This is a genomic window from Olsenella sp. oral taxon 809 str. F0356 (assembly GCF_000233535.1).
GTDB lineage: Bacteria > Actinomycetota > Coriobacteriia > Coriobacteriales > Atopobiaceae > Olsenella_I > Olsenella_I phocaeensis.
The window spans coordinates 1,555,638-1,570,832 of record NZ_JH376563.1; the positions used below are offsets into that span (position 1 = coordinate 1,555,638).

Genomic DNA, 15,195 nt, shown 5'->3' on the forward strand with positions numbered 1-15,195 from the left:
GGCGGGGGCCGCTGTCGTGGTTGGCGTGTGAACCCATACTTTCTGTTGACCGAGCAGGTATTCGCTAGTAAGATGTACGACTGTTGCACTAGGACCAGTATGAAGGGCTAACACATGTACGCAATCGTTACCACTGGTGGCAAGCAGTATAAGGTTGCCAAGGGCGACATCATCGATGTCGAGAAGCTTGACGCGCAGCCTGGCGACAAGGTCGAGCTGGATGTCCTCATGATCAATGACGGCACCAAGACCATCGTTGACGCTGCCACCCTCGAGGGCCAGAAGGTCACCGCCGAGGTCGTCGATCAGTTCAAGGACAAGAAGGTCATCGTCTTCAAGCTCCACAAGCGCAAGCGCTACCACCGCACCAAGGGTCACCGCCAGAACCTCACCAAGCTCCAGGTCGTCGCCATCCCCGGCGAGGCCGGCGAGGCTGCCAAGTCGGCCTCCACTGAGGAGTAGCCACCCCGGCACACAGTTTCTCTCCCTTGACTAGATAGGCAGGTATCACAATGGCTCACAAGAAGGGTCTGGGCTCTTCCAGGAACGGTCGCGACTCCCACGCGCAGCGACTCGGCACCAAGATCTATGGCGGCCAGGCCATCAAGACTGGCCAGATCATCGTCCGCCAGCGCGGCACCCACATCACCCCCGGCGAGAACGTCGGTCGCGGCAAGGACGACACCCTGTTCGCGCTCGCCGACGGCACCGTCGAGTTCACCAAGGGCGCGAAGCACTACGTGCACGTCCGCACCGCCTAGCACCGCATCCCTCGGGACCCTTCGGGGTCCCTTCTTTGTTTCGGCATTGAAACGGCATCGCAGCCGTGTGTCCCCGCGCGCAAGGGCTGCGATAGGGTTGCATCCAGCAGTCCAGACCAAGCGATGGGAGGAAGCCATGTCCAGCAGCAAGCAGAGCGTCGTTCGCAGGAACTGGTGGTGGCAGGCCCTCGTCTCGTCCGGTCGACTCTGAGTCGCGTCACTGCCGCATAGCAACCGAGCAGGGACCCCCGGGTTGACCGGGGGTCCCTTTTTCCGTTCCAGCAAAGAAGCAAAGTCAGAAGGAGAGAACACCATGTCCACTCAGAACCCCGAGGTCAGGACCGTACGCCCCATCGCCAGTGGGGCTGGTCTCGACATCTCCTCCCTCATGCTCCTCGCCACGCTCCTTGCCGCCGCGTTCATCCTCAACATGACCCTGGGCAACGCCCTTGCAATCGTCGGCATCAAGCCCCAGTTCATCATCGCCGCCTACTGCCTCGCCATCGTCGCTACCAGGCCCAGCCACCCCCAGGCGGTCGTGCTCGGGCTGCTCTCGGCCGTCGTGTGCCAGGTCACGACCTCCATCCCCGGCCTCAACTTCGTGACGGAGTCGATGGGCGCGCTCGCCATGTCCTTGCTCGCGGGCAGCGCGCTTTCCAAGGGCAGGGCGATGCCCCTCATCGCAGCCTTCGTCGCCACGCTCGTCTCGGGACTGCTGTTTGCTACGCTGGGCAACGTGGTCATGGGGGCGAGCATGGCGACCACCCTCGTCAAGCTTCCCATCGTCGTGGGCACCGCCGCCTTCAACGCCGTCGTCGTCCAGCTCCTCGCTCCCGTCGTCACGCGCGCGTCGCACCGCCGGTAGCCGCGCGGAACCAGGCCATCCCAACAAGAGAAAGGCTCACGAGACCATGCCAGAGAACAACAACGCACCCCGCACCTTCGTCAGCAGCGCGCAGGACAAGGCCGGCAAGCTCGACGTGGCGTCCCTCGTCCTCCTCGCCGTCCTCATGGCGGCGGGCTTCGTGCTCAACATCACTGTGGGCAAGGCGCTCGCGATCACGGGCATCCAGCCGGAGTTCGTCATCTCCGCCTACTGCCTCGCCATCCTCATCCTGAGGCCCAGCCTTCCCCAGTCGGTGCTCATCGGCGTCCTGGCGGCCACCGTCATCCAGCTCACGACGTCCGTCCCCGGCCTCGAGTACCTCTGCGACATCCCTGGCGGTGCCATCATGTTCCTGTTCGCGCAGGCCGTGGCGCGACGTGGGTCCGCGGGCGTCCTTCCCCTCGCGGGTGCCTTCGTGACCACCACGGTCTCCGGCCTCATCTTCGCCACGGTCGCAACCGTCGTCGTGCTGGGTGCGGCGCCCTCGTCCGTCGTCGCCATGCTTCCCGTCGTGTTCGGCACCGCGCTTGCGAACTGCGTCATCGTGCAGGTACTGTATCTCCCGCTCAAGAAGGCGGCCAAGCGCTAGTCGTCCGATCGTCACCATCGCCCGAGCGCCCGCCAGCGCCCGGGCGCAGTCATGCAGGCGAAGCCGGCTCTGGAGGTAGCGTGTCTCAGCAAGGTCCCACAAATCCCCTCATCAGCCTGGACAGGGTCTCGTTCACCTACGAGGGGGGAGGCTCCCCGGCGGTGGACGACCTCTGCCTGGACATCGTCCCGGGCGACTTCCTGGGTGTCATCGGGCCCTCCGGCGCGGGCAAGACCACCCTCTGCTCGGTCCTCTCCGGTGCCGTTCCGCATCACTTCGCCGGCGAGTTCAGGGGGGTGGCGACGGTCTGCGGGATGGACAGCTGCGAAGTGGGGCTCACCGACGTCTCGCGCAAGGTGGGCTCCGTCCTGCAGGACATCGACGCCCAGATGGTCGCCTCGAGCGTCGAGGACGAGATGCTCTATGGCCTCGAGAACTTCGGCGTGCCCCACGATCAGATTCCCGGCCGCATAGGCGAGGCGCTCGCCACCTGCGGCATCTCCGGGCTCCTCCACCGAGAGGTCGCCACGCTCTCGGGCGGCCAGAAGCAGAAGCTCGCCATCGCAGCCATCCTGGCCATACGTCCCTCGGTGATGGTGCTCGACGAGCCCACCGCGGCCCTTGACCCCGCCTCCTCCCTCATGGTGTTCCAGACCCTGCGCGAGCTCAACCGGCGCGAGGGCATCACCGTCGTGGTCGTCGAGCAGAAGGTGGCCCTGCTCTGCGAGTTCTGTCGTCACGTCGCCGTCCTCAGGGAGGGGAGGCTCGCCCTCCTCGGCTCGCCGCGCGAGGTCTTCTCCCACTCCGAGGAGCTCAGGAGCATGGGGGTCGACAGCCCACGCGTCACGCGCGTGTCCAACCTCCTGAGGAGCCGCGGACTCGCCCGCGAGGGGGACGTGAGCCTCACGGTGGGCGAGGCGGCGGCGCTCGTCTCGCGCGTGGTGGGGGAGAGGGGCTCCCTGGCGCGGGCGGCCACTCGGCCTCCCCTGCGCCTTGAGGGGGGTCGCAGGCACGGCGAGCCCACGGCCCTCGAGCTCGCGAGCGACCCCATGCTCACGTTCGACCACGTCGGCTTCAGCTACCCGGGTGGGACGGCGTCCGTCGAGGACGTCTCGCTCGAGCTGCGCCCGGGGGAGCTCGTGGCCGTGGTGGGGCAGAACGGCGCCGGCAAGACGACCGTGACCAAGCTCATGAACGGCCTCCTCAAGCCCTCCTCCGGACGCGTCACCATCGCCGGGCTCGACACCTCCCGTGCCCGCACCAGCCAGATCGCGCAGCACGTCTCGACCCTCTTCCAGGACCCCGACCGCCAGATCTGCAAGGAGACGGTGGTCGAGGAGGTCGCCTTCAGCCTCCAGCTCCTCGGGACGCCCGACGCCGAGGCGCTCTCCCGCGCGCGCGACTGCGTCGAGCACTTCGGGCTTCCCGCCGAGGCCGCCCCGTTCTCGCTGGGACGTGGGCAGAGGCAGATCGTCGCCCTGGCCTCCGTCGTGGTCACCAACCCCGAGGTGCTCATCTTGGACGAACCCACGAGCGGGCTCGACTACCGCGAGTGCATGACCGTCATGGAGGCGGTCGAGGTGGCCCGCTCGAGGGGCTGCGCGGTGGCCATGGTCTGCCATGACATGGAGGTCGTCTCCGACTTCGCGACCCGGGTCGTGGTCATGACGGACGGGCGGGTGCTCGCCGACGGCCTCCCGGGCGAGGTCTTCGCCGACGAGGGCCTGCTCGCGCGCGCGTGCGTCGCGGCCCCGCAGGTGACCCAGCTCGCCCGCAGGCTCTCGGCCGACGTCTCTTGCGGGTACGAGGGCGTCACCGAGGTCCATGACATCGTCGCCGTGACGGAAGGGCTGGTGGGCTAGATGGCGTCCGTGCTGGACTACTCCGAGGGCACGACCCTGCTGCATCGCGCGAACCCCGTGACCAAGGTTGTCCTCGCCGTCTGCGTCTGCGTGGCGACCTTCCTGGCGCAAGGCTACGGCATGCTCCTCGGGGTGCTGCTCTTCCTGGTCGCCCTGGGGGCCTACGCGGGCATCCTGAGGCGCACCCTCGCGCTCCTCGCCGGCTTCCTCTCGCTCGGCGCGCTCATGCTCCTCGTGCAGACCGTGGTGGTGCGCTCCGGCACCCCGCTCTTCCTCTGGGTCACCGACCAGGGCCTCGACCGCGGTGCGCACGTGGCCCTGCGCCTGGTCGCCTTCGCCCTCCCGCTGGTCATGATGCTCTCGCTCACGAGGCTCACCGACCTCGCCAATGCCACCGTCGAGGTTCTGCACGTGCCCTACCGCTATGCCTTCACCATCACCACGGCCCTGCGCTTCGTGCCGATCTTCTCCCAGCAGATGGCCAAGATCGTGGAGGCCCAGACCGCGCGCGGCGTGGACTTCGACACGCCCAACCCCCTCCGCAGGCTCCGCCTCATGCTCCCGCTCGCGGCCCCCCTGCTCATCTCCTCGGTCGCCCGCGCGGACGACACGGCGCTCGCCGCGGAGGAGAGGGGCTTCTACCTCAGGGGCAGGGAGTCGTCGTACAAGCGCTACCCCTTCTCTGCCGTGGACGTCGCCTGCCTGCTCCCGGGCGTGGCGCTCGTGGTGCTGGGGGCGCTCTTCTAGCGTCCCCACGTCCCGATGCTCTACCATGGCATGACCACGAGAAAGAGAGGATCATGCCCACCAACACCTTCACGGACCTCTGCCGCATCAACGTCAAGGGCGGCGACGGCGGGGCCGGCTGCATGTCCTTCCGTCGCGAGGCCTTCGTTCCCAAGGGAGGGCCGGACGGCGGCGACGGCGGCAATGGCGGAAGCGTCGTCCTCGTCACCGACCCGCAGCTCTCCTCGCTCATCGACTATCGCTACAAGCACCACTTCAAGGCCGAGAGGGGCACGCACGGCCAGGGCGCCCGGCGCCACGGCCGCGCGGGCGATGACCTCGTCCTGCGCGTCCCCCTGGGCACCGTCGTGCGCGAGCTCGACCCCCAGACCATGGAGCCCGCCTACGAGATCGCCGACCTCACCCAGCCCAGCCAGCGCGTGGTCGTCGCTCCCGGCGGCGCGGGCGGCAGGGGCAACATACACTTCGTGACCTCGGTGCGCAGAGCGCCCGCCTTCGCCGAGAAGGGCGAGCCCGCGCTCGACCACTGGATCGAGCTCGAGATGAAGCTCATGGCCGACGCCGCCCTCGTGGGCATGCCGTCGGTGGGCAAGAGCTCGCTCATCGCCCGGCTCTCCGCCGCCCGTCCCAAGATCGCGGACTACCCCTTCACCACGCTGGTCCCCAATCTGGGCGTCGTGAGGGCCAGGAACGGGGCCTCCTTCGTCGTCGCCGACGTGCCGGGGCTCATCGAGGGGGCCTCCGAAGGCCGCGGCCTCGGCCACGAGTTCCTGCGGCACATCGAGCGCACGGCGCTCATCCTGCACGTCGTCGACCTCACGGGCGGCTACGAGGGGCGTGACCCCCTCGAGGACTACCGCACCATCAACGCGGAGCTCGCCGCCTACGCGGAGGAGCTCGCCTCCAGGCCCCAGATCGTTCTCGCCAACAAGTGCGACATGCCGGGCACGGAGGACGCGCTCGGGCGCGTGAGGTCGGCGGCGGAGGCCGACGGCCACGCGTTCTTCGCCGTGTCGGCCGTGACGGGCGAGGGACTCGAGGACTTCACCACCGCGTGCGCGGCGGAGGTGGCCGAGCTCAGGAGCAGGATCGAGCCCACGACCATCCTCCCCGACTTCAACGAGGCCGTGGAACGCGAGCGCCAGCGCCGCGACCGGGCGGTCCAGATTCGCATGGAGTCCCGCGGCATCTGGCGCGTCTCGGGCGGGCTGGTCGAGCGCATGGTGGTCCAGACCGACTGGGACAACGACGAGGCCATCGCATACCTCCAGCACCGCTTCGACCGCATGGGCCTCGACGCCAAGCTCGCGGCGGCGGGCTGCCAGGCTGGGGACGAAGTGCGCATACTGGGCTTCGCCTTCGACTACGAGGGAGAGGGCGCGCAGGACGCGTACGACGAGCTCGAAGAGGAGCTCGCGACCTCGGACGAGGAGGGCGAGTAGGGGTGGCGGACCTTCCCACGCGCGTCGTCTTCAAGCTGGGCTCGTCTACCCTGGTCGCCGGTGACGGCAGTCCCGACCTGGGGCTCATCGCCTCCGTCTGCGACCAGGTGGCCGAACTCGTCGCGCGCGGCGTAGGGGTGGTCATCGTGTCATCCGGCGCCGTCGCCGCGGGCATGGGGCGACTCGCCGTCAAGGAGCGGCCCCGTGACATCCCTGGGCTCCAGGCCTGCGCCTCGGCGGGGCAGGCCGCCCTCACGGAGGCCTATGCCGTCGAGCTCGCGCGCCATGGCGTCGCCTGCGGCCAGGTCCTCCTGACCCGTCGCGACGTGACCGACCGCGACGGCTACCTCAACGCGCGCAACACCCTCCAGCGCCTGCTCGAGCTGGGTGCCGTTCCCGTGGTGAACGAGAACGACACGGTGTCCGTGGCCGAGTTCGCCTTCGGCGACAACGACACCCTGGGCGCCATCGTGTCCACGCTCGTCTCGGCGGACCTCTACGTGATCCTCTCTGACGTGGACGGGCTCTACACCGCGAATCCCCAGGAGGACCCCGACGCGCGGCTGGTCCCCCTGGTGCGCGAGCTCACGCCGGAGATAGCCGCCATGGCGGGCGGCTCCACGAGCTCCGTGGGCACGGGCGGGATGGCCACCAAGCTCCGTGCCGCGCGCGCCTCCGTGGCGGCCGGCATCCCCCTCGTGATCTGCCGGGGCCGCGAGGAGGGGGTGCTCCTGCGCGCCGCCTGCGAGGAGGGGGTGGGCACGCGCTTCGAGCCCGGCGAGGGAAGCCACGAGGGGGCGCGCAAGCTCTGGATTGGACTTGCGGAGGTCGTGCGCGGGACCCTGGTCCTCGACGACGGCGCACGCAGGGCGGTCGTCGAGTCGGGGGCGTCCGTGCTCCCGGTCGGCGTGCTGAGGGCCGAGGGCGAGTTCGAGGCGGGCGACGTGGTCAACGTCGTCGGCGCGGACGGGGCGCTCGTCGGAAGGGGAGTGACCCGCTACTCGTCGGACGAGATGGCACGCGTGCACGGCCTGCGCCTCGACGTGATCGCCCGCTTCATGCCCGAGAAGGACGGCCAGCCCGCCATCCACCGCGACGAGCTCCTCGTGCTCTAGGAGGGAAGCATGACGAAGCCACCCGTTCCCCGCAGCTCCGAGCCCCTCTCCTTCGACTACCTGCAGCCTGGGGAGGTGGAGCACATCGCCGAGGACGTCATCCGCAAGGGGGACCTGCCCATCCTGGGGCAGGACCCGGCGCGGACCTACCGCATCGGCATCATGGGAGGCACCTTCGACCCCATCCACAACGGCCACCTCGTGGCAGCCGAGCAGGCCTTCGACGACCTGGGTCTGGACGTGGTCGTCTTCATGCCCGCCGGTCGCCCCGCCTTCAAGCAGGACCGCGCCGTGACCTCGGGCGAGGACCGCTACGCCATGACCCTCCTCGCCACCTCCGACAACCCCCACTTCGTCGCGAGCCGCTTCGAGGTCGACCGAGAGGGCGTCACCTACACGGCCGACACACTCGAGCGCATGCGTGCCATCTACCCGGACAACGTGGAGCTCCACTTCATCACCGGTGCGGACGCCATCGCAGAGATCGTGACCTGGCGCGACGCGGGGAGGATCGCTCATCTCGCCAAGCTCGTGGGCGCCACCCGCCCCGGCTACGACCTCAGCCGCGCCCAGCGGGCGATCGCCGAGTCCGACTTCGACTTCGACGTGACCTACCTGGAGGTGCCCGCACTCGCCATCTCGTCCAGCTACCTGCGCGAGCGGGTGCGCGGCGGGCAGAGCCTGCGCTACCTCACCCCCGACCCGGTGACGGGCTACATCCACAAGCACAAGCTCTATGGGGTCAGGCCCACGCGCTACGGCTCCGTGGCGGGAGGGGACGACCTTGGCTACTGAGCCCTCCGGGACCGGCGTGGACTACGACGAGGGACAGGCGTCCTGCCTCGAGCGCCTCGAGGGCGACCTCCGCGCCCGCATGGCCGTGGCAAGGCCCCGCCGCCTGGAGCACTCGCTCTCGGTGGCTCGCTGCGCCGAGTCGCTGGCGCTCTCCTACGGGGTGGACCCCTTCCTGGCGCGCGCCGCGGGGACCCTGCACGACTGGGACAAGGTCCTCACCGACGAGGAGCTCCTCTCCGCGGCGAGGGACCTGGGCATCGACCTTGGGGTCGACCTGCACCTCGTCCTCCCGCTCCTGCACGGGCTCACGGCGGCCCGCGAGCTGCCCGGGCTCTATCCCGAGCTCCCGCCCGAGGTGTTCCGGGCAATCGGCCTGCACACCCTGGGCTCGGCGGACATGACGGCCCTCGACATGATCGTCTTCGTCGCGGACGGGATCGAGCCGCTGCGACCCGCCACCCCCGGCATCCAGGCCACGCGTGACATGGTCGCCGCCCGCGCCCCGCTCGACGAGGTCTACTGGAACGCCTTCGCCGGCGGGGTGGAGTACGTCGTCAGGACCCGGAGGTACCTGTATCCGGGTACCATCGAGGTATACAACGCGCTTGCCCTCGCGCACGCTCGCAAGGGCCGATAAACAAAGAAGGGAAGGCTGCACATGCCCGCAACCCCGCTCGAGCTCGCCCGCATCGCCGCCACCGCCGCGGACGAGAGGAAGGCCAGCGACATCGTCCTCTTGGACCTCTCGTCCGTGTCCGACGTCTGCGACTACTTCCTCGTCTGCAGCGCCTCGAGCAAGCCCCAGGTGGATGCCGTGGTCGACCACATCGAGGAGAAGCTCCAGGCGAACTGCCACGCAAAGCCGCTCTCGGTCGAGGGAAAGGCGGCGGGGAGCTGGGTGCTCCTCGACTTCGGTCCCCTCGTGGTGCACGTCTTCAAGCCCGAGACCCGCGACTTCTACCGCCTGGAGCGCCTCTGGGGAGACGCCCCCCGCCTCACGCTGGGGCTCGAGGGCGAGGCGGCCGGAGGGGATTCGGCCGGCCTCGGGGCGACGGGCGAGTAGGGGAGCCGCTACCGGCCCCCGCCGTTCATGGGAAGCGTGTCCGAGCCTCCGTCCCGGAGCCTGAGGTCCCTGCCGTAGGAGATGGCGTCCCTGCCGAAGCGCCTCCGCACCTCGTCGGTGGCAAGCGAGAGGCCCCTCAGGTCGCGCTCGTCGCCCTTCTCGTCCGTGAAGAGCGAGAGCTGCTCCGCGGCCCCCTCGCCGAAGTCGCTCGCGCCGACGCCGACGAGCCTTATCCCGAGTCCCGGGGACCAGAGCCCGGAGAGGAGCCCGCGCGCGCAGGCGGCAAGCCTCCTCTCGTCGTCCGTGGGCCTTGGCAGCGCCCTCTGCGCCGTTCGTGCGTGGAGGTAGTCGAACTTCAGCTTGAGGGTGACCGTCGAGGCGCGGAGCCCCCGCTTGCGCAGCCGCTCTCCCACGAGGGCAGAGACCTGGCCTATGGCGGCATCCACCTCCTCCCTCGTGAGAAGGTCGTGCGAGAAGGTCCGCTCGTTCGAGACGGACTTGGCCTCCTCGGGCCGCGCCGTCTCTCTGACGGGGCTTCCCTCCATCCCCCTCGCCCTTCTCACGAGCTGGGGGCCTACGCTTCCCAGGGCGCGCCGCATCTCTGCCTCGTCGCGCAGGGCGAGGTCGCCGAGCGTCCTCACGTCGAGCTCCTGGAGCCTGCGCTCGGTCGCGGGGCCTATCCCGCTCATGGCCCTCACGGGAAGCGGTGCGAGGAAGGCGGCCTCCGCGCCGGGCGGCACGACGGTGAGCCCGCGCGGCTTCTGGCGCTCGGAGGCGATCTTCGCCACGGTCTTGCTCGTTCCCAGGCCGATCGAACAGGTGATGCCCAGCTTTCGCACGCGCAGCTGGATGCGGCGGCAGATGTCGAGGGGGCTCTCGCGCGACCATCGCCCTGGGGTCACGTCGAAGAACGCCTCGTCGATCGACACCTGCTCCACGAGGGGGGTCTCGTCCTGGACGATTCCCATGACCGCCCGCGAGAGCTCGCGATAGCGGTCGAAGCGGCCCGGGGTCCAGATCGCGCCGGGGCAGAGCCGGCGCGCCTGCCAGGACGGCATGGCCGAGTGGACGCCGAAGCGACGGGCCTCGTAGGATGCCGTCGAGACGACGCCCCTGCGCTCGGGGGAGCCCCCGACGATGACGGGGAGCCCCCTCCAGTCGGGATGGTCGAGCTGCTCCACGGAGGCGAAGAACGCGTCGAGGTCCAGCAGCCCCACGGCAGGCCCCTGCCAGGGGAGGCCCAAGGATCGGTCCTGCTCCCTCCCGCTTCCCTCCGCCATGCGCCGGCCTCCCCTAGAAGGTGACCGTGAAGGTGGTTCCGGACGCCTCGTCGCTCTCGGCGGCTATGCCGCCGCCGCATGCCTCGGCGACCCCCTTCGCGATGGCGAGGCCCAGCCCGAAGCCGCCCTCGTCCCCGTTGGTCCTGCTCCGCGCCCGCTCGCTGCGGTAGAAGCGGTCGAAGATGTGGGGGAGGTCCTCCCTGGCTATGGGGGCTCCCTGGTTGTTCACGCTGAGCTGCACATGCCTTGAGCTGCGTCGCAGTCGCACGCGCACGACGCTCTGGGTACGGGCGTACTTGCAGGCGTTGTCTATCAGGATCTTGGCCAGGCGCTCGAGCCACTCGGGGTCGCCCTTGACCTTGAGGCCCGGCTCTATCGAGGTCTCGATGGAGCAGCCGCGCTCGAAGGCGACGGGGTCGAACTCGAGCGCCGCGGACTCCACGAGGTTCGAGAAGTCCACCTCCTCCGAGGAGAGCGCCGAGCCCAGCCCGTCCGTGCCCTCCTCCGCCTTGGCGAGCTCGAGCAGGTCGTTCACGAGGTTCTTCATGTGCTGCGCCTCGTCGACGGTGCTCTCGACCCACCGCGCGTCGTCCTCGGGGATGCGGTCGTCCCGGGCAAGGATCTGCGAGTTGGCCAGAATGACGGAGAGCGGCGTCTTGAGCTCATGCGACGCGTCGGCCACGAAGCGCCTCTGTTGCTCCCATGCCCTCGCTATGGGCGAAATGGCCCAGTTCGAGAGGAAGGACGCCACGGCGAAGAGGATAGAGAGGCTTGCCGCCATGACCACGATGGCGTTGAGCAGGAGGCTCGTGAGGGCGCGGTCAGCGATGGTGGTGTCCACGATGGCGATGCGGATGTTCCCCTGGTCGGTGACGGCGCTCTTCCACACGACGTGGAGGTCCCCGATGCGCTCGCTCGTCACACCCTGGGTCAGGGCGTCGTCGATGACGCGGGCGAGGACGGGGCCGCTGATGTATGCCGGCGACTCGCTCGTCTGGAGGACGACGCCCTTCTCGGAGACTTCCACCACCACGGTGAGCATGCCGCCCACGCGCGCACCCTCCGAGCCTATGACGGGCAGGGGGCTGAGGCTCCCCTCGAGCCCACGGTTGAGGGACTCCTTCACGAGGTTGGCCTGGGTCGTGAAGGAGGAGTAGTACATGAGACCAAGGACGCTCGCGAGGACGGTCCCCACGAGCGTCATCACGATCACCATGAACTTGCGCTTGAGCCTCTCGAGCACGGCTGCCACCTACTCCCTGGGCAGGTCAAACTCCTCGAGTCGATATCCCAGCATGCGCAGGGTGGTGATCTGGACCTTCGAGTGGATGTGGCCCAGCTTCTTGCGCAGGAACGAGATGTAGGCCTCGACGGAGTTCTCCGACGCCTCTCCGTCGGTGCCCCAGACGCGCACCAGCAGGTCCTGCTTCGAGACGACGCGGGCGGTGGAGCCCATCAGCATCTTCAGGACCTCGAACTCCTTGCCCGAGAGGTGGACGGAGCTGTCGTTGCAGCTGAGGTCATGGGTCGCGAGGTCCAGCGTGAGGTCCGCGAAGCTGACCTCGTCGATCACGACGTCGCCCTGGCGACGGGTGAGCGCGCGCAGGCGGGCGAGGAGCTCGGCGTCCTCGAAGGGCTTGGTCATGTAGTCGTCCGCACCGGCGTCCAGGGCCTCGACCTTGTCGGAGGTCGAGGCGCGGGCGGTGAGCATGAGGACGGGCACGGAGTTCCCCTCGTGGCGCAGCTCGTGGACGACCTGGACCCCATCCTTGCCGGGGAGCATGACGTCCATGACGACCGCGTCGTACATGCCGCTGAGCGCGGACGAGAGGCCGACGTTCCCGTCGTACGCGGCCTCGGCGTTGAAGCCGCCGCCCTTCAGGATCTGGACGATGGCGTCGGCTAGGTTGCGCTCGTCTTCCACAACCAGAATGTTCATGGGATTCTCCATCTTTCGGGCACAGAGGCTATTGTTCGTTTTGGGGGACAAATACCATCCGATGGTACGTTAAGGACCTTAAGGGCCACTTAACGCAGGCCCAGAACGAAACACAATCGCCTGGGAGCGGGGTGCAGTTCACAAAAACTGCACCTTGCGCCCCTTGGGCGCTGTCGTATCATATTGCCTGCTTTTGTGTGGCTATGCGGTGCATTCATTCAACTACCACGGCGCCGCTCGTCTGAAGGAGTTCTACTTTGGCAGTCAAGATTCGTCTCGCTCGTCACGGTGCCAAGAAGCACCCGTTCTATCGCGTCGTCGTCGCCGACGGCCGCATGCCCCGCGACGGCCGTTACATCGAGCTCGTTGGTCGCTACAACCCTCTGACCTCCCCCAAGACCATCGACCTCGACCTCGAGAAGATCGACGAGTGGGTTGCCAAGGGTGCCCAGCCCACCAACGCCGTCTCCCACCTCATCGACGTCGCCCGCTCCGGCGAGCCTGCGCCCGAGAAGAAGCAGAAGCTCTCCAAGAAGGCCGCCGCCAAGGCTGCCGCCGCAGCCACCGAGGCCGAGTAGGCATCGTGTCCGAGGAAGTCAGCGAAGTCGTCGAGTCCGAGGACGTCCCGGGGCAGGTCGCTTCCGACAGGGTCGCCGACCTCGTCGAGTACATCGTCTGCGGGCTCGTGACCAACGAGGACGCGGTGTCCCTCGACGTGACCGACAGCGAGGGCTCGGCCCTCATCGAGGTCAGCTGTGCCGAGGAGGACGCCGGCCGCATCATAGGCAGGAGGGGCCGCACCATCAAGGCCATCCGCACGCTTGCGCGCGCGCTGGGTTCCAGGGTGGGCACCTCCGTCGAGGTAGAGGTCCTGGGATAGGCCTTGCACCCACGCTACAGGGCCATAGCCCGTGTGGAGAAGACGCACGGCAAGAGGGGGGAGGTCGTGACGGTTTCCGTTCACGGCCTTCCTCCTCTGCTGCGCGAGGGGCTCGAGACCTTCGTCGTGCCTCCGGCGCTCAAGGGCCCGCGCATGCGGCGCGTCCTCTCTGCGGACGAGGGCCGAAGCGGCCAGCTCGTCTCCCTCGAGGGGGTGGGGGACATCGACTCCGCCTCCAGGCTCGTGGGCAAGCTCCTCCTCGCCCGCGTGGGGGACCTCCCCGAGGGCTATGCCCTCCACGACGCGGACGTGCTCGTCGGGCGGCCCGTCCGCGACGTCAGATGGGGTCGCCTGGGCTCCGTCGTCGAGCTCATGAGGGGGCCGGCCAACGACGTGTGGGTCATCGACGGCGGGCCGCATGGGGAGGTCCTGCTCCCGGTGGTGGATTCCGTCGTCAGCGAGCTCCCGCCCGAGGGGGAGATATTGGTCGACGCGCCCGAAGGCCTGCTGGGGGAGGTGGGGAATTGAGGTTCGAGACGCTCTCGGTCTTCCCGGACCTGTTCGCCCCCTACCTCGAGACCTCCATCATGGGGCGCGCCCAGGCGAGGGGCATCTTCGAGTTCGAGTCGTATGACCTGCGCGATTGGACGCACGACCGCCATCGCACGGTAGACGACGCGCCGTTCGGTGGCGGCCAGGGCATGCTCATGAAGCCTGCCCCGATCTTCGAGGCGGTCCGCGACATCAGCAAGAGGCACCCGGCCCGCCCTCACGTGGTCTTCTTCACCCCCTGCGGCAGGCGCTACGACGAGTCGGTCGCCGAGCGCCTCTCGCACGAGGAGAGGGTGCTTCTGGTCTGCGGGCGCTACGAGGGGATGGACGAGCGGGCCTACGAGCTCGCGGACGAGCGCATCTCTCTGGGCGACTACGTCCTCACCGGCGGCGAGCTCGCGGCGCTCGTCGTGATCGACTCGGTCGTGAGGCTCCTTCCCGGTGCACTGGGCGACGAGATGAGCGCCCGGGACGAGTCCTTCTCTGACGGACTGCTCGAGTATGCCCAGTACACCCGCCCGTCGGAGTATGAGGGCAGGGGGGTGCCCGAGGTCCTCCTCTCGGGAGACCACGCTGCCGTCGCTGCATGGAGGCGCAGGAACGCGGTCGAGCGCACGGCCCTCTGGAGGCCCGACCTGCTTGACGGGGCCGAGCTCACCGAAGAGGAGCGCGCCCTCGCCCGCGCCGTCATCGAGTCCTCTGGGGAAGGAGGAGCCAAATGAGCGACGACACGCCGCATCGCATGCCCTTCGCCCTCGAGCTAGTGCTCTGCGTCGTCGTGGGCCTGGGCATCGCGTTCCTCGTCCGCAGCTACGTGGCGGAGTTCTACCTGGTGCCCTCGGGCTCCATGCTCGAGACCATCCACGAGGGGGACCGCCTCCTGGGAGAGAAGCTGAGCCTGCGCGCGAGCGCGCCCAAGGCGGGCGACGTCGTCACCTTCGACGACCCCGACGATGCGGGCACAACCCTCATCAAGCGCGTGGTGGCCGTGGGAGGGCAGACGGTCGAGCTTCGCGACGGGGTCGTCTACGTGGACGGCCGCGCCCTCGACGAGCCCTACGTGATGGGCAAGCCGAGCTATCCCCTCCAGCAGCACTCGCGGCTGCTTGACGCGGACGTCAGCTACCCCTACGTCGTCCCCGAGGGCAGCATATGGGTCATGGGGGACAACCGCACCAACTCGCTCGACTCGCGCTACTTCGGCGCGGTGAGCGTGGAAAGCGTCACCTCGAGGGGCCTCTTCATCTACTGGCCCCTCACGGACGCGCGCTGGCTCTAGGGTCG

Annotated in this window: 19 protein-coding genes; 16 read left to right on the plus strand and 3 right to left on the minus strand. The window is 68.7% G+C overall.

Translation table 11 applies throughout. The features are described 5' to 3' along the window. The first annotated feature begins 114 nt into the window (after nucleotides 1-114). The 11 genes from rplU (at nucleotide 115) to rsfS (ending at nucleotide 9,260) form a co-directional block, all read left to right on the plus strand. A complete protein-coding gene (gene rplU, locus HMPREF1008_RS06995) occupies nucleotides 115-462 on the plus strand; it encodes a 50S ribosomal protein L21 (protein WP_009279160.1) in 348 nt (115 codons plus the stop codon). A gap of 50 nt (nucleotides 463-512) precedes the next feature. Next, complete coding sequence (rpmA, locus tag HMPREF1008_RS07000; protein WP_009279161.1) at nucleotides 513-761, plus strand: 50S ribosomal protein L27; 249 nt, start codon at nucleotides 513-515, stop codon at nucleotides 759-761. A gap of 313 nt (nucleotides 762-1,074) precedes the next feature. After that, nucleotides 1,075-1,626 carry a hypothetical protein gene (locus tag HMPREF1008_RS07005; protein ID WP_009279162.1) on the plus strand — a complete coding sequence of 184 codons (552 nt, stop codon included), beginning with the start codon at nucleotides 1,075-1,077 and terminating at the stop codon, nucleotides 1,624-1,626. 46 nt (nucleotides 1,627-1,672) lie between these two features. Then, nucleotides 1,673-2,236 carry a hypothetical protein gene (locus HMPREF1008_RS07010; RefSeq protein ID WP_009279163.1) on the plus strand — a complete coding sequence of 188 codons (564 nt, stop codon included), beginning with the start codon at nucleotides 1,673-1,675 and terminating at the stop codon, nucleotides 2,234-2,236. Nucleotides 2,237-2,316: 80 nt separating this feature from the next. Continuing rightward, nucleotides 2,317-4,098 carry an ABC transporter ATP-binding protein gene (locus HMPREF1008_RS07015; protein WP_009279164.1) on the plus strand — a complete coding sequence of 594 codons (1,782 nt, stop codon included), beginning with the start codon at nucleotides 2,317-2,319 and terminating at the stop codon, nucleotides 4,096-4,098. Next, a complete protein-coding gene (locus tag HMPREF1008_RS07020; RefSeq protein WP_009279165.1) occupies nucleotides 4,099-4,845 on the plus strand; it encodes an energy-coupling factor transporter transmembrane protein EcfT in 747 nt (248 codons plus the stop codon). Nucleotides 4,846-4,898: 53 nt separating this feature from the next. Beyond that, nucleotides 4,899-6,287 carry a GTPase ObgE gene (gene obgE / locus HMPREF1008_RS07025; protein WP_009279166.1) on the plus strand — a complete coding sequence of 463 codons (1,389 nt, stop codon included), beginning with the start codon at nucleotides 4,899-4,901 and terminating at the stop codon, nucleotides 6,285-6,287. 2 nt (nucleotides 6,288-6,289) lie between these two features. Continuing rightward, the gene (gene proB, locus HMPREF1008_RS07030; protein WP_009279167.1) at nucleotides 6,290-7,402 is read left to right on the plus strand and encodes a glutamate 5-kinase; all 1,113 of its coding nucleotides are present in this window, start codon (nucleotides 6,290-6,292) and stop codon (nucleotides 7,400-7,402) included. A 9-nt stretch (nucleotides 7,403-7,411) separates the two neighbouring features. After that, entirely contained in the window at nucleotides 7,412-8,197 is a 786-nt protein-coding gene (gene nadD / locus HMPREF1008_RS07035) for a nicotinate-nucleotide adenylyltransferase (RefSeq protein ID WP_009279168.1), read from the plus strand. Continuing rightward, nucleotides 8,187-8,834: a bis(5'-nucleosyl)-tetraphosphatase (symmetrical) YqeK gene (gene yqeK, locus HMPREF1008_RS07040; protein ID WP_009279169.1), complete on the plus strand. Its 648-nt coding sequence runs from the start codon at nucleotides 8,187-8,189 to the stop codon at nucleotides 8,832-8,834. Before nadD ends, yqeK begins: the two co-directional genes overlap by 11 nt. 21 nt (nucleotides 8,835-8,855) lie before the next feature. Beyond that, nucleotides 8,856-9,260: a ribosome silencing factor gene (gene rsfS, locus HMPREF1008_RS07045; RefSeq protein WP_009279170.1), complete on the plus strand. Its 405-nt coding sequence runs from the start codon at nucleotides 8,856-8,858 to the stop codon at nucleotides 9,258-9,260. Nucleotides 9,261-9,268: 8 nt separating this feature from the next. On the opposite strand, the gene dinB is transcribed toward rsfS, so the two are convergent. Genes dinB through HMPREF1008_RS07060 form a run of 3 tightly spaced genes read right to left on the minus strand, consistent with a single transcriptional unit; the run spans nucleotide 9,269 to nucleotide 12,479 of the window. Further along, the gene (dinB, locus tag HMPREF1008_RS07050) at nucleotides 9,269-10,540 is read right to left on the minus strand and encodes a DNA polymerase IV (RefSeq protein ID WP_009279171.1); all 1,272 of its coding nucleotides are present in this window, start codon (nucleotides 10,538-10,540) and stop codon (nucleotides 9,269-9,271) included. A 13-nt stretch (nucleotides 10,541-10,553) separates the two neighbouring features. After that, on the minus strand, nucleotides 10,554-11,792 hold the full coding sequence (locus HMPREF1008_RS07055; protein WP_232202849.1) for a cell wall metabolism sensor histidine kinase WalK: 1,239 nt from the start codon (nucleotides 11,790-11,792) through the stop codon (nucleotides 10,554-10,556). After that, a complete protein-coding gene (locus HMPREF1008_RS07060; RefSeq protein ID WP_009279173.1) occupies nucleotides 11,793-12,479 on the minus strand; it encodes a response regulator transcription factor in 687 nt (228 codons plus the stop codon). Nucleotides 12,480-12,736: 257 nt separating this feature from the next. Between HMPREF1008_RS07060 and rpsP the strand changes: the two genes are divergently transcribed. From rpsP to lepB, 5 genes are read left to right on the plus strand one after another with little or no spacing between them, the layout of a single operon-like run. Then, nucleotides 12,737-13,057, plus strand: a complete 321-nt coding sequence (rpsP, locus tag HMPREF1008_RS07065) for a 30S ribosomal protein S16 (RefSeq protein ID WP_009279174.1) — start codon at nucleotides 12,737-12,739, stop codon at nucleotides 13,055-13,057. Between the two features lie 5 nt (nucleotides 13,058-13,062). After that, entirely contained in the window at nucleotides 13,063-13,359 is a 297-nt protein-coding gene (locus tag HMPREF1008_RS07070) for a KH domain-containing protein (RefSeq protein WP_009279175.1), read from the plus strand. A gap of 33 nt (nucleotides 13,360-13,392) precedes the next feature. Next, entirely contained in the window at nucleotides 13,393-13,887 is a 495-nt protein-coding gene (locus HMPREF1008_RS07075; RefSeq protein WP_255348654.1) for a ribosome maturation factor RimM, read from the plus strand. After that, on the plus strand, nucleotides 13,884-14,633 hold the full coding sequence (gene trmD, locus HMPREF1008_RS07080; RefSeq protein ID WP_009279177.1) for a tRNA (guanosine(37)-N1)-methyltransferase TrmD: 750 nt from the start codon (nucleotides 13,884-13,886) through the stop codon (nucleotides 14,631-14,633). Before HMPREF1008_RS07075 ends, trmD begins: the two co-directional genes overlap by 4 nt. After that, a complete protein-coding gene (gene lepB, locus HMPREF1008_RS07085; RefSeq protein WP_009279178.1) occupies nucleotides 14,630-15,190 on the plus strand; it encodes a signal peptidase I in 561 nt (186 codons plus the stop codon). Before trmD ends, lepB begins: the two co-directional genes overlap by 4 nt. Nucleotides 15,191-15,195 lie beyond the last annotated feature (5 nt).